The sequence below is a fragment of the Streptomyces hygroscopicus genome, assembly GCF_026168105.1.
GTDB lineage: Bacteria > Actinomycetota > Actinomycetes > Streptomycetales > Streptomycetaceae > Streptomyces > Streptomyces hygroscopicus_D.
Map to the genome: position 1 here is coordinate 1 of NZ_LBMW01000011.1, position 16,030 is coordinate 16,030.

Annotated in this window: 14 protein-coding genes and 1 rRNA gene; 12 read left to right on the forward strand and 3 right to left on the reverse strand. The window is 72.8% G+C overall.

From position 1 onward, the window contains the following. Positions 1-126 precede the first annotated feature (126 nt). Both rrf and AAW14_RS13415 read left to right on the forward strand, forming a co-directional pair. Positions 127-243: ribosomal RNA gene (gene rrf, locus AAW14_RS13410) — 5S ribosomal RNA — on the forward strand. 1,206 nt (positions 244-1,449) lie between these two features. Beyond that, complete coding sequence (locus tag AAW14_RS13415; RefSeq protein ID WP_265563796.1) at positions 1,450-2,271, forward strand: tetratricopeptide repeat protein; 822 nt, start codon at positions 1,450-1,452, stop codon at positions 2,269-2,271. A gap of 57 nt (positions 2,272-2,328) precedes the next feature. On the opposite strand, the gene AAW14_RS13420 is transcribed toward AAW14_RS13415, so the two are convergent. Then, positions 2,329-3,618, reverse strand: coding sequence for a DUF1015 domain-containing protein (locus AAW14_RS13420; protein WP_265563517.1), 1,290 nt, complete (start codon positions 3,616-3,618; stop codon positions 2,329-2,331). A gap of 72 nt (positions 3,619-3,690) precedes the next feature. Here AAW14_RS13420 and AAW14_RS13425 point away from each other — a divergent pair, with 72 nt between their 5' ends. The 4 genes from AAW14_RS13425 to AAW14_RS13440 all read left to right on the forward strand — a co-directional run bounded on the left by AAW14_RS13425 (position 3,691) and on the right by AAW14_RS13440 (position 7,775). Next, entirely contained in the window at positions 3,691-4,719 is a 1,029-nt protein-coding gene (locus tag AAW14_RS13425; RefSeq protein ID WP_265563520.1) for an HAD hydrolase-like protein, read from the forward strand. Between the two features lie 115 nt (positions 4,720-4,834). Further along, positions 4,835-5,878 (forward strand): FecCD family ABC transporter permease, encoded by a 1,044-nt coding sequence (locus tag AAW14_RS13430; RefSeq protein ID WP_265563521.1) that lies wholly within the window; start codon positions 4,835-4,837, stop codon positions 5,876-5,878. Further along, on the forward strand, positions 5,875-6,918 hold the full coding sequence (locus AAW14_RS13435) for a FecCD family ABC transporter permease (RefSeq protein WP_265563523.1): 1,044 nt from the start codon (positions 5,875-5,877) through the stop codon (positions 6,916-6,918). The genes AAW14_RS13430 and AAW14_RS13435 overlap by 4 nt, the downstream gene beginning before the upstream one ends. Further along, positions 6,915-7,775, forward strand: a complete 861-nt coding sequence (locus tag AAW14_RS13440) for an ABC transporter ATP-binding protein (protein WP_265563525.1) — start codon at positions 6,915-6,917, stop codon at positions 7,773-7,775. Before AAW14_RS13435 ends, AAW14_RS13440 begins: the two co-directional genes overlap by 4 nt. Before the next feature lie 20 nt (positions 7,776-7,795). Here AAW14_RS13440 and AAW14_RS13445 read toward each other — a convergent pair whose 3' ends face one another. Then, positions 7,796-8,143 carry an SCP2 sterol-binding domain-containing protein gene (locus tag AAW14_RS13445; protein ID WP_265563527.1) on the reverse strand — a complete coding sequence of 116 codons (348 nt, stop codon included), beginning with the start codon at positions 8,141-8,143 and terminating at the stop codon, positions 7,796-7,798. Between the two features lie 42 nt (positions 8,144-8,185). On the opposite strand from AAW14_RS13445, the gene AAW14_RS13450 reads away from it, so the two are divergent. From AAW14_RS13450 to AAW14_RS13475, 6 genes are all read left to right on the forward strand, one after another. Continuing rightward, complete coding sequence (locus AAW14_RS13450) at positions 8,186-8,500, forward strand: hypothetical protein (RefSeq protein WP_265563528.1); 315 nt, start codon at positions 8,186-8,188, stop codon at positions 8,498-8,500. A 7-nt stretch (positions 8,501-8,507) separates the two neighbouring features. Then, positions 8,508-9,323: a TlyA family RNA methyltransferase gene (locus AAW14_RS13455; RefSeq protein ID WP_265563530.1), complete on the forward strand. Its 816-nt coding sequence runs from the start codon at positions 8,508-8,510 to the stop codon at positions 9,321-9,323. Then, positions 9,320-10,228 (forward strand): NAD kinase, encoded by a 909-nt coding sequence (locus tag AAW14_RS13460; RefSeq protein ID WP_265563532.1) that lies wholly within the window; start codon positions 9,320-9,322, stop codon positions 10,226-10,228. The genes AAW14_RS13455 and AAW14_RS13460 overlap by 4 nt, the downstream gene beginning before the upstream one ends. Before the next feature lie 134 nt (positions 10,229-10,362). Further along, on the forward strand, positions 10,363-12,081 hold the full coding sequence (gene recN, locus AAW14_RS13465; RefSeq protein ID WP_265563798.1) for a DNA repair protein RecN: 1,719 nt from the start codon (positions 10,363-10,365) through the stop codon (positions 12,079-12,081). Between the two features lie 37 nt (positions 12,082-12,118). Further along, positions 12,119-12,976 (forward strand): hypothetical protein, encoded by an 858-nt coding sequence (locus tag AAW14_RS13470; RefSeq protein ID WP_265563534.1) that lies wholly within the window; start codon positions 12,119-12,121, stop codon positions 12,974-12,976. 237 nt (positions 12,977-13,213) lie between these two features. Further along, positions 13,214-14,350 (forward strand): glycosyltransferase family 4 protein, encoded by a 1,137-nt coding sequence (locus AAW14_RS13475; protein ID WP_265563536.1) that lies wholly within the window; start codon positions 13,214-13,216, stop codon positions 14,348-14,350. Here the strand turns inward: AAW14_RS13475 and AAW14_RS13480 are convergent. Next, positions 14,347-15,987: a PucR family transcriptional regulator gene (locus AAW14_RS13480; protein ID WP_265563538.1), complete on the reverse strand. Its 1,641-nt coding sequence runs from the start codon at positions 15,985-15,987 to the stop codon at positions 14,347-14,349. The two genes, AAW14_RS13475 and AAW14_RS13480, sit on opposite strands and share 4 nt — an antisense overlap. Positions 15,988-16,030 lie beyond the last annotated feature (43 nt).

The window sequence follows — 16,030 nt, forward strand, 5'->3', positions numbered from 1 at the left end:
AATAGGCCGAGGGCTTGTCCTCAGTTGCTCGCGTCCACTGTGTTAGTTCTGAGACAACGATCCGTTGTCGGCTTTGAGTAGAACATCAACTGAAGAGTGTGCTTGTTCGCTCGAACCCATTAGGGTTTCGGTGGCCATAGCGTGAGGGAAACGCCCGGTTACATTCCGAACCCGGAAGCTAAGCCTTACAGCGCCGATGGTACTGCAGGGGGGACCCTGTGGGAGAGTAGGACACCGCCGAACAATCTTTGGAGGACCCTTGGTCCCAGCGACTCGCTGGGGCCAAGGGTCCTTTTTGTTTTTCCAGGGCGCGCCGGGTACCCGGCTGCGCGAGAATGACTTGCGGTACCGAAGACAGGAGTCACCATGTCCCCCAACTCTCCCGAAGAGCGTCCGGAGCGCGACCAACGCCGCCGGGACAGTGGTGACCGCGGCGGCTACCGCGGGGGGCCGCGCCGCAGCGACGACCGCGCCGGATACGGTCGGCGTGACGACCGCGGTGGCTACGGCCGCCGTGACGACGACCGTGGCGGCCACCGCCGTGATGACCGCCGTGACGACGACCGTGGCGGCCACCGCCGTGATGACCGCCGTGACGACGACCGTGGTGGCCACCGCCGTGACGACGACCGTGGCGGCTACCGCCGTGACGACGACCGTGGCGGCTACCGCCGTGACGACCGGCGTGACGACCGGGATCGCGGCGACCGCGGCGATCGTGGTGACCGCGGCGGCTTCCGCCGCGACGACCGCGACCGCGGGGGCCGTCCGCCCTTCCGGCGTGACGATCGGCCGACCGGGCCCCGCCGTGACGACCGCGACCGTGACCGTGGCTTCCGCCGTGACGGTGACCGCCCCGCCTTCCGGCGCGACGACGACCGCGGTGGCTACGGCCGCCGTGACGACGACCGCGGCGGCTTCCGGCGCGATGACCGGCGCGATGACCGTCGTGACGACCGGGACCGCGGTTTCCGCCGTGACGACCAGCGCAGCGGTTACGGTCGGCGCGACGACCACCGTGGTGAGGATCGCGGCGACCGCGGCGGTTTCCGTCGGGACGACCGCCGTGACGACCGTGGGGGGTACGGCGATCGAGGCGGCTATGGCGATCGAGGCGGCTATGGCGACCGCGGCGGTTACGGCCGTCGTGACGACCGGCCGTCCGGGCCCCGTCGTGACGACCGTCGTGACGACCGGCCGTCCGGGCCCCGTCGTGACGACCGGCGCGACGGTGACCGTGGCGGCTACCGCCGGGACGACAGCCGAGGTGACCGCGGTGGCCTCCGCGGACGGGACGACCGCGGTGCGCGCGGCCCCCGTCGTGACGACCGCGGCGGCCGCCCCGGTGGCTTCCGCGGGCGGGACGACCGGCGCGGTGACGACCGTCGCGGTGGCGGCCGTTTCCGCGAGGAACGGGAGCGCGACCGTGACCGCGAGCCGATCAAGCGGCTGCCGATCCCCGAGGACGTCACCGGCGAGGAGATCGACAAGGACGTACGGCAGGAGCTGCAGAGCCTGCCGAAGACGCTCGCCGACGACGTCGCCAGGAACCTGGTGATGGTCGCCAGGCTCATCGATGAGGAACCCGAGCGCGCGTACGCGTACTCCAAGGTGGCGCTGCGTCTCGCGTCCCGTGTCGCCGCCGTGCGCGAGGCGGCCGGCTTCGCCGCGTACGCAAGCCAGAAGTACAGCGAGGCCCTCGCCGAGTTCCGGGCCGCGCGGCGTATGACCGGGAACATCGATCTGTGGCCCGTCATGGCCGACTGCGAGCGCGGTCTGGGTCGGCCCGAGAAGGCGCTGGACATGGCTGGTGCCCCCGAGGTGCACAAGCTGGACAAGGCCGGTCAGGTCGAAATGCGGCTCGTCGCGGCCGGAGCGCGCCGTGACATGGGGCAGCTCGACGCCGCCATCGTGACGCTGCAGAGCCAGGAGCTGGCCTCCAACGCCGTGCAGCCGTGGACCGCACGGCTGCGGTACGCGTACGCCGAGGCGCTGCTCGCCGTCGGCCGGGAGAGCGAGGCCCGCGAGTGGTTCGCCAAGGCGGTCGAGTCGGACAAGGACGGCAGCACAGATGCGTCCGACCGGCTTGCCGAGCTGGACGGCGTGGAGTTCGTCGACGTGCTCGATGAGAGCCATGACGCCGTCGAGCCCGACGTCGAGTCCCGGGAAGTCTCCGCCGAGAGCGAGAGCGAGAGCGAGAGCGAGAGCGAGAGCAAGAGCGAGAGCGAGAGCGGGAGCGAGTCCGGGGACGTCGAGGACGACAAGAGCTGACGTCATCGGGTGCAGCCGAGGGAAGGGGCAGGGCAGCGACCCCGCCCCTTCCGGTTGTCAGGACGTGAGGGCCCGCAGCACCAGACCCGACGCGGGCTTGGGGCCGAACGAGGTCGACTTGCGCGGCATCGTCACGCCCTGCCGCGCCAGTTCGCGTACGACCTCCTCGCGGACGGGGTGCATCAGCACGGCCGTGCCGCCGTCACGTTCGGCCTTCTCCACCGTCGCGGCGGTGTCGTGGATGTAGGCGATGTGCTCCGGCGAGTCCTCGGGAATGCGCCAGACGTTCTCCAGGAGCGCGGCGTGCAGGACCGTGGCGTCCAGGGTGCGCCAGGCTTCCGGGCGGTCCGCCGGAACCGTGCGGGTCAGGAGGTCCGGGGACGGCCGGTCGACCAGATGGAAGGCACCGTCGCCCGCCAGCAGGAAGGCGTTTCCGGCGCAGGCCGTGTCGGCCAGTGCCGCCAGGGCCTCGGTCAGGGGGATCCGCAGGTGACGTACGCGGAACAGGCCCGACAGCGCGGAGAGCGCCTCGGACACCGGGAGGCGGTGCAGGAGGCGGTGGATGGCGCGGACCCTGAGCGGGTAGCGGGCCGTGTCCACCAGGAGGACCAGCCCGTAGTCCCAGGGGCTGGGAGAGGCGTGCTCCGCGCGTAGACGCAGATACGTCGCCCAGCGGTGGTGGCCGTCCGCGATGAGGGCCTGATGCCGGGCCAGATCCCCTTGGATCTCGGCGAGTTCGGCCGGATCCGTCACCGCCCACAGACGGTGGCTGAAACCGTCTTCCGTGGTGGTGCAGAGCAGCGGCGGGCGCTGCGCCGTGCGCTCGATGACGGCGGTCGCACCCGCTTCCGATCCGTTGCCGCGGTAGGTGAGCAGCAGGGGTTCGAGGTTGGCGGAGGTCGCCCGCATCAGGGCCGCCCGGTCGGCGATCACATGCGGCATGACGTCCTCGTGGGGGAGGACCACACCCTCGGAGGGCTCCGACACGCGCAGGGCGCCGATGACACCGCGCTGCAGCAGACCGCCGCCGTGCTGCTCGTAGACGTACAGGCCGGGCTCGGCGTCGGCCGTCAGGACGCCCTCGGTGAGCCAGTGGTGCAGGGTTTCGGCCGCTTGTTTGTTGCGTGCGGCGGGGGTGGCCGCCTGGGGAAGGATCAGGCGCACGATGTTGTACGGATCGGCGGACTCGAGGTGCAGCAACCCGTCGGGCCGTACGACGACGTCGTACGGCGGGGAGGTGACCGCGGCGAGGCTGCCGACGCGGTCGGGGTCGTAGCGCAGGCCCCGGAAGGGAGTCAGTTCAAGGCCTTTGCGTACCGGTACGTCCCCAGGACCTGCAGTGTTCATTGGTGCATGGTAAGTGTCCCGGCGCCATGCGCGATGATCGGGGGAAAGCGAGCTAACGAGGAGCGATGCGGAATGAGCCAGACCGCCAGGACGTGGCCCGAGGGCAGCGCGCGGCCCTTGAGTGAGGCGTACGACACGGCGCTGCTCGACCTTGACGGGGTGGTGTACGCGGGCGGGCACGCGATCGCGCACGCCGTGGAGTCGCTCGGCGCCGCCCGCTCCGGCGGGATGCATCTCGCGTACGTCACGAACAACGCGCTGCGCACGCCGGAAGCGGTGGCCGCGCACCTCACGGAGCTGGGGATACCGGCGGAGGGCCCCGACGTCATCACGTCGGCGCAGGCGGTCGCCCGGCTGATCAGCGAGAAGGTGCCCGCGGGGGCGCGGGTGCTGGTCGTCGGCGGGGAGGGGTTGCGTGTCGCGTTGCGGGAGCGGGGGCTCGTTCCCGTCGAGTCGGCCGACGACGACCCGGTGGCCGTGGTCCAGGGGTACGGCGGGGCCGAGCTGTCCTGGGGGCGGTTCGCGGAAGCGTCGTACGCCGTCGCCCGCGGGGTGCCGTGGTTCGCGTCCAACACCGATCTGACGATCCCGAGCGCGCGCGGGATCGCGCCGGGGAACGGGGCGGCCGTGGAGGTCGTACGGATCGCGACCGGTGCCGAGCCGCAGGTGGCGGGCAAGCCGCTGCCGCCGATGCACCGGGAGACGATCCTGCGCACCGGCGCCGAGCGGCCCCTGGTGGTCGGGGACCGGCTGGACACGGACATCGAGGGCGCGTTCAACGGTGGGGTGGACTCGCTGCTCGTGCTGACGGGTGTGACCGACGGTGCACGGTTGCTCGCCGCGCCGCCGCAGCACCGGCCGACGTACGTGGACGCGGATCTGCGCGGGCTGCTGACCGGGCAGCCGGAGGTCTCCGCGGTGGATGACGGGTTCCGCTGCGGTGGCTGGACGGCGACGGCGGGGTCGGAGCGGCTGGAGCTGGAGGGGGAGGGCGAGGCCATGGACGGGCTGCGGGCGCTGTGTGCGGCGGCCTGGACGGCCGCCGGTGACGGCTCGTGCGAGCTGGAGGGCGGGAAGGCACTGGCGCGACTGGGATTGTGAGCCCATGGGGGCGGCCTCCGGGCGCACCCGATGCCGAACCGGAACAGCACCCGACGCCGAACCGGAAACAGGACCGGCGTCGACCCCGCCATAAAGGGTAGGCTAACCTAACTTCGTGTTGGTCGACAGTCCTCCCGAACCGCGCGCGGAAACCGCCCCCGTGCCCCCAACTCATCGGGCGATACGGGCCGTTGGGCTCCTGGCCTCGGTCGTGGTCCTGGTGCTCGTCGCACTGGCGAGCATCGCGATCGGTGCGAAAGGGCTATCGTCGGCCCAGGTCTGGCACGGCCTCTTCCACGACTCGGGGACGTACGCGGACGTCGTGGTCGACGACCGGCTCTCGCGCACGGTGCTGGGGCTGCTCGTCGGCGCCGCGCTCGGTCTGTCCGGGGCCGTTCTCCAGGCGCTCACCCGCAATCCGCTGGCCGACCCAGGACTGCTCGGCATCAACGCGGGCGCGTCGGCCGCCGTCGTCACCGCCATCACGTTCCTCGGCGTCACGAGCCTGAGCGGCTATGTCTGGTTCGCGTTCCTCGGCGCCGCCACCGTGGGTGCCCTGGTGTGGTTCCTCGGCGGCAGCCGGGGCGCGACGCCGGTGCGCCTCGCGCTCGCCGGCACCGCGATCAGCGCCGCGCTCTACGGCTATCTGCAGGCGGTGATGATCACGGACGACGCGGCGCTCGGCACGATGCGCTTCTGGACGGTCGGTTCGCTGGGCTCGGCCACCGACGCGACCATCACCCAGGTCGTGCCGTTCCTCGTGGCCGGTACGGTCCTGGCGCTGGCCCTGGCCCGGCCGCTGAACGCCCTGGCAATGGGCGACGACACCGCCCGTGCCCTCGGCGCGAACCTCCACCGCACCCGCGCCCTGTCCATGGCCGCGGCGACCGTGCTGTGCGGGGCCGCGACCGCCGCCTGCGGGCCGATCGTGTTCGTCGGGCTGATGGTCCCGCACACCGTACGGTCCTTCACCGGCCCCGACCTGCGCTGGATCCTGCCGTACGCAACCGTCCTGTCGCCCGTGCTGCTGCTCGGCGCCGACGTCATCGGCCGCGTCGTCGCCCGGCCCGCCGAACTCCAGGTCGGCATCGTGACCGCGGTCATCGGCGGCCCGGTCTTCATCCTCCTCGTACGACGGCGCAGGACGGCACAGCTGTGAAGACCACCCGCACCCCGGCCCTGCGTGTCCGGGACGGACTGTCCGTGCGGCTCGACCCGCGCGCCCTCGCGGTCGTCGCGCTGCTGGTGGCCGCCGCGCTCGCCGCGAGCATCCTGCTGATCGGCACCGGCGACTTCTCGATCCCGGCCGGGGACGTCCTCAGGACGCTGGCCGGCTACGGCGATCCGCGCCAGGAGTTCATCGTCACCGAACTGCGGCTGCCGCGTGTGCTCGTCGGTCTGCTGGTCGGCGCCTCGCTCGGGCTCGGCGGCGCACTTTTCCAGTCCATCTCCCGCAATCCGCTGGGCAGTCCGGATGTGCTGGGCCTCGGGCAGGGTTCGACGGCAGGCGCGCTCGTGGTGATCGTGCTGTTCTCCGGGAGCGCCACCGAGGTCGCCCTGGGCGCGCTCGCCGGCGGCCTGGCGACCGGCCTCGCCATCTACCTGCTCGCCTGGAAGCAGGGCGTGCACGGCTACCGTCTGGTCCTGGTCGGCATCGGCGTCTCCGCGGTCGTCACGGCGGCCAACGGCTATCTGCTCACCAAGGCCGACATCGTCGACGCGGCCCGCGCCGTCGTCTGGATGACCGGATCCCTCGGCGGCCGCGACTGGGACCAGGTCTGGCCACTGCTCGTCCTGTGCGCCGCCCTCCTACCGCTCGTCCTCGGCAACGCCCGGGGGCTGCGGATGACGGAGATGGGCGACGACGTCTCGTACGCCCTCGGGGTCCGCGTCGAGCGCGTACGGCTGCTGCTGATGGTGTCCGCGGTGATGCTCACCGCCGGTGCCACCGCCGCCGCGGGCCCGGTCGGGTTCGTGGCGCTCACCGCGCCTCAGCTCGCCCGCCGCCTGACCCGCGCGCCCGGACCGAACCTGGTGCCCTCCATGGTCATGGGCGCCACCCTGCTGATCGTCGCCGACTGGGCCTCCCAGCGGGCCTTCGGCGCGGACCAGCTGCCCGTGGGTGTGGTCACCGGGGTCCTCGGTGGCCTGTATCTGCTGTGGCTGCTGGTCACCGAGCGCCGGGCGGGTCGCATATGAGCGCCGCAGGCGGACCGGATCCGAACGACACAAGGAGCGCTGTGCACCGTCTCTCCGCCGACCATGTCACCCTCGCCTACGACCAGAGCATGATCGCCGAAGAGCTGTCCGTGGAGATCCCCGACAACTCCTTCACCGTGATCGTCGGCCCCAACGCCTGCGGCAAGTCCACGCTGCTGCGCGCCCTGTCCCGGATGCTCAAGCCGTCCAGGGGGCGGGTACTGCTCGACGGGCAGGTCATCCAGTCGATATCGGCGAAGAAGGTCGCACGGACCCTGGGCCTGCTGCCGCAGTCCTCGATCGCGCCCGACGGGATCACCGTCGGCGACCTCGTGGGCCGGGGCCGCTATCCGCACCAGGGGATCCTGCGCCAGTGGTCGAGCGAGGACGAGCGGGTCGTTCAGGAGTCGATGGAGCGGACCGGCGTCGCCGAACTGGCCGACCGCTATGTCGACGAGCTCTCCGGTGGCCAGCGGCAGCGCGTGTGGATCGCCATGGCCCTCGCCCAGCAGACGCCGCTGCTGCTGCTGGACGAGCCGACGACCTATCTGGACATCCAGCACCAGATCGACGTGCTCGACCTGTGCGCCGAACTGCACGAGGAACAGGGACGCACCCTGGTCGCCGTCCTGCACGACCTCAACCACGCCGCCCGCTATGCCACCCATCTGATCGCGCTGCGCGGCGGACGGGTCATCGCCGAGGGCGCCCCGAACGACGTCGTCACGGCCGAACTGGTCGAGGAGGTCTTCGGGCTGCGCTGCCGGGTCTTCGACGACCCGGAGACGGGGACGCCGCTGGTGGTGCCGGCGGCACGCAGGGCACGTGCGCGCGCGGCGGCCGAGAAGGCTTCCTGAGGCCGCACGCCTGTTCGGGTCTACAGAAGCTTCCGGAGGCGAAACACATCGAGCAGGGCCGCCTCCAGCTTCACCCGGCCCGCGCCCCAGGCCCTGGCGAAGTTCAGCTCGCCGTCGACCATCGCCACCAGATCGTCGCCGGTCATCGTCAGTCTGATCTGAGCCTTTTCGCGTGGCGGTCCCTGCACCGTGTGGAGCACCTCGATCCGGCCGTCCGTGAGGCGGCCGACGAAGGTGATGTCCAGGTCGGTGACACGGCAGCTGAGCGAGCGGTCCAGGGCGGCGGCCGCGCGTACGTCCCCGTCAGCGCCCGCCAGGTTGTCCGAGAGCTTGTCGAGTGCGCTGCGGCACTCCTCAATCGTCGCCATCGTGAGCGACGGTACCCCAGTGCTTCGGGGTAGCGTCGGGGCATGAGCGACTCTGTGCCCGAGGTCGAGGTCCCCGCGGAAGCCGTGGAACCTGCATCGGATGTTCCGGCCGACACCGCGTACGCGCCGGAATACGACCCCGCCGCTCCCGCCCCGCTGAACGTGCCCCGGACCCCCACCGGCAACGCCGACGTCGACGCCCAGCTGGAGCGCCTGGCCGACGCGGACCACCTCGCCACGGACGGGCACATCGAGGTGTACGAGGATGTACATGGGGGGCTGCGTGACGCGCTGACCGCGCTCGACGCCCGCCCGGGACCTCCGGCGCCCCCAGGGCACTACGAGCACAGGAGCTGAACCCACCGTGGCAGGAGTCGCACGCCGTCGTCTCGACGCGGAGCTGGTCCGCCGGAAGCTGGCGCGCTCGCGCGAGCACGCCAGCCAGCTGATCGCCGCGGGCCGGGTCACCGTCGGCAAGACCGTCGCGACCAAGCCCGCCACCCAGGTGGAGACCGCGGCCGCCATCGTGGTCGCACAGGACGAGGGCGACCCCGACTATGTGTCCCGGGGCGGACACAAGCTCGCGGGCGCCCTGGCGGCCTTCGTTCCGCAGGGCCTCGAGGTCGAGGGGCGTCGGGCGCTGGACGCCGGGGCGTCCACCGGGGGCTTCACCGATGTCCTGCTGCGCACGGGTGCCGCCCACGTCGTCGCCGTCGACGTCGGTTACGGACAACTGGCCTGGTCCCTCCAGAGCGATGAACGCGTCACCGTCAAGGACCGTACGAACGTACGCGAGTTGACGCTCGAAGCGATCGATGGGGAGCCTGTGGATCTTGTCGTGGGGGATCTGTCCTTCATCCCGCTCGGACTCGTGCTGCCTGCCCTGGTGCGGTGCACGAAGCCGGACGCCGATCTGGTGATGATGGTCAAGCCGCAGTTCGAGGTGGGGAAGGAACGGCTCGGCAGCGGCGGTGTCGTACGCAGTCCCGAACTGCGCGCCGAAGCCGTGCGCGGGGTTGCCGAACGGGCCGCCGAACTGGGGCTCGGAGTGAAAGGCGTGAAAGCGAGCCCGCTGCCCGGACCCTCGGGCAATGTCGAGTACTTTCTGTGGCTGCGAGCCGGAGCACCCGCACTGGACCCGGCCGACGTTGACCGTGCAGTGGCGGAGGGGCCGCGTTGACACAGAACCGAGCTCGTACTGTTTTCCTGCTGGCCCACACCGGGCGGCCCGCGGCCATCCGCAGCGCCGAGCTCGTGGTCAAGGGGCTGCTGCACTTCGGGATCGGGGTGCGGGTACTGGAGGCCGAGGCGGCCGACCTGCCCCTGCCGGACGAGGTGGAACTCGTCAAGGAGGCCACTCCGCAGTGCCTCGACGGGTGCGAGCTGCTGATCGTGCTCGGCGGTGACGGCACCCTGCTGCGCGGCGCCGAGTTCGCCCGCGCCTCCGGGGTGCCGATGCTCGGCGTCAACCTCGGCCGGGTCGGCTTCCTCGCCGAGGCCGAGCGAGACGACCTCGACCGGGTCGTCGACCGGGTGGTGATGAAGGCGTACGAGGTCGAGGAGCGCATGACCGTCGATGTCGTCGTCCACAAGAACGGTGACATCGTGCACACCGACTGGGCGCTCAACGAGGCGGCCGTGCAGAAGGTCTCCGCCGAGAAGCTCCTCGAGGTCGTCCTGGAGATCGACGGGCGGCCGGTGACCGGGTTCGGCTGCGACGGCATCGTGTGTGCCACCCCCACCGGTTCGACGGCGTACGCCTTCTCCGCGGGCGGGCCCGTGGTGTGGCCGGAGGTGGAGGCGCTGCTGATGGTGCCGATCAGTGCGCACGCGCTGTTCGCCAAGCCGCTGGTGACCTCGCCGAACTCCGTTCTCGCCGTGGAGGTGCAGCCGGACACGCCGCACGGTGTGCTGTGGTGCGACGGGCGGCGGATGGTGGAGCTGCCGCAGGGCGCGCGGGTGGAGGTTCGGCGGGGGGCGGTGCCGGTGCGGCTCGCCCGGCTGCACCATGCCTCCTTCACGGACCGGTTGGTGGCCAAGTTCGCGCTGCCGGTGTCCGGATGGCGAGGGGCGCCGCCCCACTGACCGCTGCGGGTACCTCCAGGGGGTGATATGGCCCGCTCGGTGTACTTCCGCCACCTGCGGCTTCGCACAAGCGGGCCGGGGCCCGTCGCACATCCCCACCCCGACCTCGTAAGGTCTTCTCCGTGTTGGAGGAGATGCGGATACGGTCGCTCGGAGTCATCGACGACGCGGTCGTCGAGCTGTCGCCCGGCTTCACCGCCGTGACCGGTGAGACGGGTGCGGGCAAGACCATGGTCGTCACCAGTCTCGGCCTGTTGCTCGGCGGGCGCGCGGACCCGGCGCTCGTACGGATCGGTGCGAAGAACGCGGTCGTGGAGGGGCGGATCGCCATGCCCGAGGGCGCCTCCGTCGCCGTACGCGCCGAAGAGGCGGGCGCCGAGCTGGACGACGGGGCGCTGCTCATCAGCCGTACCGTTTCCGCCGAGGGACGCTCGCGGGCGCATCTGGGCGGGCGTTCCGTGCCCGTCGGCATGCTCGCGGAGCTGGCCGACGAACTGGTCGCCGTGCACGGGCAGACCGACCAGCAGGGGCTGCTCAAGCTGTCCCGCCAGCGGCAGGCGCTCGACCGGTACGCGGGGGACGCCGTCGCGGTGCCGCTCGCCAAGTACGGCGAGGCCTACCGTCGGCTGCGGGCGCTCTCCGCCGAACTGGAGGAGATCGTCACACGTGCCCGTGAGCGGGCCCAGGAAGCCGACATGCTGCGCTTCGGGCTCGAGGAGATCGCGGCCGTGGAGCCCCGGGCCGGCGAGGACGTGGAGCTGGCCGAGGAGGCCGAGCGGCTCGGGCACGCGGAGGCGCTCGCTTCGGCGGCGACGGCCGCGCACGCGGCGCTGGCGGGCAACCCGGAGGACCCCGAGGGCGTCGACGCGGCCACGCTGGTCGCGGGTGCGCACCGGGCCCTGGAAACGGTGCGCTCGCACGATCCGGCGCTGGCGGGCCTCGCCGACCGCATCGGGGAGATCGGGATCCTGCTGGGCGATGTGGCGGGCGAGCTGGCCGGGTACGCCGACGACCTGGACGCGGATCCGCGGCGACTGGCGGCCGTGGAGGAACGGCGGGCCGCGCTGGGCGCGCTGACCCGGAAGTACGGCGAGGACATCAATGCCGTCCTGGCGTGGGCCGAGCAGAGCGCCGCGCGGCTGACCGAACTGGACGGCGACGACGAGCGGATCGACGAGCTCACCGCCGAGCGGGACGGCCTGCGGGGCGAACTGGGCGGGCTCGCACAGGCGTTGACGGACGCGCGCACGGAGGCCGCCGAGCGGTTCGCCGCCGCCGTCACCGCCGAGCTGGCCTCGCTCGCCATGCCGCACGCGCGCGTGTCGTTCGAGATCCGGCAGACGGACGATCCCGACGGTGTCGAGGTCGGCGGGCGTACGGTCGCCTACGGGCCCTTTGGTGCCGACGAGGTCGAGCTGCTGCTCGCACCCCATCCCGGCGCGCCGCCGCGGCCCATTGCCAAGGGCGCGTCGGGCGGTGAGCTGTCGCGTGTGATGCTCGCGGTGGAGGTCGTGTTCGCGGGGACGGACCCCGTGCCGACGTACCTCTTCGACGAGGTCGACGCGGGTGTCGGCGGCAAGGCCGCGGTCGAGATCGGCCGTCGGCTCGCGCGGCTCGCCAAGACCGCGCAGGTCGTGGTCGTCACGCATCTGCCGCAGGTGGCGGCGTTCGCCGATCGGCAGCTGCTGGTGGAGAAGACGAACGACGGGTCGGTGACCCGCTCCGGGGTGAAGGTCCTGGAGGGCGAGGACCGGGTCCGTGAACTGTCCCGCATGCTGGCGGGTCAGGAGGACTCCGAGACTGCACGGGCGCACGCGGAGGAACTGCTGGCGACTGCGCGGGCGGACGCGTAGGGGGAGGCGTCGGCGGAACCCCCGAGGAGTTCGCTGGATGATCATGGGAATGCGCCGGACCGTCACCTTCGCGAGCGCCGCGGCCGTCACCCGTGCCGCAACGGCCGCCCTGCGTGCCGCGGCGCCGGGCGGGCGGGACCGCTGGGAGCGGAAGAACCACGCGGGGCGGACCGTCGGACTTTACGCGGGGCCCGCGTCCGGCGTGGCCGCCGCGCTCGGGGCCGGGCGGGTCCGTCCCGCGGCCGGACTCGCCGTGCTGGTTGCCGGAGTCTGCGGTGCCTACGACGACATCGCCGGCGCCGGGGATCCCCGGCGGGGGTTCCGGGCGCATCTCTGCGCCCTGCGGGACGGTGAGGTCACCAGCGGTGCCGTGAAATTGTTCGGGATCTCCGCGGGGGCGCTCGTGGCGGGGGCCGCCCTTCAGGAGCGGCCCCTGGACAAGGTGCTCGCGGGCGTGGTGATCGCAGGGGCCGCGCACTTCGTCAATCTCGTGGACGTGCGGCCGGGGCGTGCCGCCGGGGCCGTGCTCGTGCTGGGTGCTCCCGGGCTGTTGCGCAAGGGCGCCTCGGGGGAGTTGTGCGCGGTGGCGACCGGGGCCGCAGCCTCGCTCCTTCCGGACGACCTCGGGGAGCGTGTGATGCTCGGCGACACCGGGGCGCACGCCCTCGGCGCCTTGCTCGGCACGGCCGTTGCGGCCGGATGGGGGTCCCCCCGCTCGAGTGGGGCCGACAGTGGGGGAGGCCGGTTGGGACTGGTTGCGCACGCGGCGGCGTTCGTGGCCGCGGCGGCGTACGGGGCGAAAGTGAGCGAGGCCGCCAGGTCGTGGGGCGTGGCCCCGACCCGGGCGCTCCCCTCCACAAGCCACTCGAATTCGCTACGCTCCTCACCCGTGTGAGTGACCCGGCCGCCCCCGGCCGCCCGCTCCGCCACCGTCGCGCCCACCCGCCGGTGCCGCAACACCCCCGCGCCCTGGCATCCTTGAGTCGTCCGCGGAGCACCTGAGCGATCCCGGAGAAGTCCAGGCACGCACCCGCTCTCCTCCGGAGCCGCTTGGCGCGGTCCACCCCCACCGCGCGATCCTTCTGTACGTTTCTTCGTGACCGTCCGACGCCGAACCAGGAGCCCCGGCCACGTGAGCCTTGCGAGCAGCCACTCACCGCACGGCGGATCGCCGCTGCGCACCGTACAGGTGCTCGGCGGGGGCAGCGCGGGCAGCAGCGCGCATGTGCGTACGCTGGCGTCGGGCCTGGTCGCCCGGGGCGTGCGCGTGACCGTGTGCGCCCCCGTCGAGGCCGAACGCATCTACGAGTTCACCGGCGTCGGCGCCCGGCACGTTCCCGTGCCCCGCAGCACGGAACCCACCTCCCTGGCCGCGCTCCGTGTCGTCTGTGCCGAGGCGGACCTGGTGCACGCGCACGGACTGCACGCCGGGCTGCGCGCCGCGCTCGCGCTCAGCGGGCGCCGTGTTCCCCTCGTCGTCACCTGGCACACCCGCGCGCACGCCGAGGGCCCCCGCGCCCATGTCCTGCGCCTCCTCGAGCGCCGTGTCGCCCGCGCCTCGTCCGTCGTCCTCGGCACGTCGTCCGACCTGGTCGACCGGGCCCGCCGCCGTGGCGCCCGTGACGCCAGGCTCGCCGCCGTCGCCCTGCCTGCGCCGCGCAAGCCCGACGACCACGACGACCCCGACCGGCTGAGGCCCAAGATCCGCGCCGAACTCGGCGCCACGGGCCGGCCGTTCCTCATGGCCGTCGGCGCCCTCGACCGGCACCGCGGGTACGACGTCCTGCTCGACGCCTCCCGCGCCTGGCGCCGCCTCGATCCGGCTCCCCTGGTCGTGATCGCCGGGGAGGGGCCGCTGCGGACGGTGCTCCAGCGGCGTATCGAGGACGAGGAGCTGCCGGTGCGGCTGGTCGGCCGGCGCGAGGACGTCGGCGAGCTGCTCGCCGCGGCCGACCTCGCACTGCTGCCGAGCAGCTGGGAGTCCCGGTCCGTCCTCGCCCAGGAAGCCCTGCACGCGCGGGTGCCGCTGGTCGCCACCGATGTCGGCGGCATCCGCGAACTGGTCGGCGAGGCCGCGGAACTCGTCCCCTACGGAGACGCGGACGCCCTCGCCGACGCCGTCGTACGGCTTCTGGACGACCCCGTGCGCCGCGACCTGCTGAAGGACAGGGGCACGCAGCAGGCCGCCACCTGGCCGACGGAGGACGAGACCGTGGCCCAGGTGCTGAGCGTCTACGACGAGTTGACCCAGGCCCGGCCCTACATCTAGGGCACGTGCCGACGCGCCCGCAGTGCCAGGCTCAGTGCCAGGACCGTCTGCGGGTCGTCGAGGTCCGTGCCCAGCAACTCCCCGATCCGGGCCAGCCTGTTGTAGAGGGTCTGCCGGTTCAGATGCAGTTCGCGGGCCGTCTCCGCCTTGCGGCCGGCATGCGCCAGATAGGTCTCGAGGGTGGGCAGCAACGGCGGCTTGGAGCGACGGTCGTGGTCGCGCAGCGGGCCGATCGCCCGGTCCACGAAGGCCGCCAGGTCCGGGTGCTCGCGCAGCCGCCACAGCAGGAGGTCGATGTCGAGGCGGCGGGCGTCGTACCAGGGGCGCTCGGGCAGCCCCTGCGCCGCCGTCGCCGTCTCCGCCGCGTGCCGCAGCCCCGCCGACGCCGCCGCCCAGCCGCCACCTGCACCGACCACCACGACCGGCGGCCGCGCGCCCGGCCGCTGCATGCCCGCCCGCTCCACACCGGCGCGCAGCGCCGCGGCCACCCGGTCGGCGACCGCCGGGCGCTCCGACTCCGAACGCAGGCCGAGCAGCAGCGGGACCCGGCCCTCCACCGGTCGTACGCCGAGCAGGGCCGGTACGCCCACCGAGGCCAGCTCTTCCGCGACCGCCCGCGCCAGGACCGCCCAGCCCCCGCCGCCGGGCGACGGGCCGTCCGCCAGCCGCATCACCACCGGCAGCAGCGGGCTGCCGCCCGGTTTGAAGCCCAGCACCCGGGCCTGCGCGGGCGCGTCCTCCGCGGCGATCCGGCCCTCGGCGAGATCGGTGAGGAAGTCGCCGCGCCCACGCGCCGCGAGCTCCTCCTCCTGGCGGGCCTGCATCAGCACGACGGCCAGGATGCCCGCGGCCCGCTCGGCGGCGATGCGGTGCACCGGCGCCAGCGGTGCGCTGACCGGCAGCAACACCAGCCGGGCCCGTACGGAACCCGTGCCGGCTCCGCCGCCCGGCACGTCCACCAGGGTCGTCCCGGCCGGAGGCTCGTCCTTGTGCTGGCCGCGCAGCCCCTCCCACACCTGGAGCGGGTCCGTGTCCGCGGGCCCGGTCCCGGCTGCGTACAGGAGCTGTCCGTCGGCGGTCTCCAGGAACACCGGGTTGTCGCTGAAGTCGGACAGGATGCCGAGGACCTGGGGCACCCCGCCCCCGCCGAGCAGCGCCTCGGTGCAGCGGCGGTGCACCTCCTCGGCCCGCTGGAGCAGCGCGTAGTGGCCGTTGACGATCTCGGTGTGGATCTCCTCGGTGACCGCCACGAACGGCACCTCGCGGTGCAGCTGGACCAGCGGCAGCCCCGCCGTCCGGGCCGTCTCGACGAGGGCGGCGGGCAGTCGGCTGAAGCGCGGGCCCAGCTCCACCACCAGGGCCGCGATGCCGCGCTCGGCCAGCGTCCGGACGAACGCGCGCTGGTCGGCGGGACGGGTGCCCAAGCCGTATCCCGTGGTCAGGAGCAGCTCGCCGCCCTTGAGCAGCGAGGCGATGTTGGGGACCTCGCCCGCGTGCACCCAGCGCACCGTGCGGTGCAGCCGGTCGGCGCCGGCCAGCACCTCCGGAAGCCCGTTGCGCAGCCCAGGCAGCTCCAGCGCCCGCTCTACGGTGATTCCGGTGCTCTGGGCGCCCTGAGGGGTGAAACGGCTGTCCATGCGCCGACGCTACCCGCGCGCACGCCCGAGGCGCACCGTCGGC

Bases quoted from the DNA above. Each gene is read 5' to 3' on its own strand.
- AAW14_RS13420 (WP_265563517.1), bottom strand. From the start codon at position 3,618: ATGAACACTGCAGGTCCTGGGGACGTACCGGTACGCAAAGGCCTTGAA.
- AAW14_RS13425 (WP_265563520.1), top strand. From the start codon at position 3,691: ATGAGCCAGACCGCCAGGACGTGGCCCGAGGGCAGCGCGCGGCCCTTG.
- AAW14_RS13440 (WP_265563525.1), top strand. From the start codon at position 6,915: ATGAGCGCCGCAGGCGGACCGGATCCGAACGACACAAGGAGCGCTGTG.
- AAW14_RS13445 (WP_265563527.1), bottom strand. From the start codon at position 8,143: ATGGCGACGATTGAGGAGTGCCGCAGCGCACTCGACAAGCTCTCGGAC.
- AAW14_RS13450 (WP_265563528.1), top strand. From the start codon at position 8,186: ATGAGCGACTCTGTGCCCGAGGTCGAGGTCCCCGCGGAAGCCGTGGAA.
- recN (WP_265563798.1), top strand. From the start codon at position 10,363: ATGCGGATACGGTCGCTCGGAGTCATCGACGACGCGGTCGTCGAGCTG.
- AAW14_RS13470 (WP_265563534.1), top strand. From the start codon at position 12,119: ATGATCATGGGAATGCGCCGGACCGTCACCTTCGCGAGCGCCGCGGCC.
- AAW14_RS13480 (WP_265563538.1), bottom strand. From the start codon at position 15,987: ATGGACAGCCGTTTCACCCCTCAGGGCGCCCAGAGCACCGGAATCACC.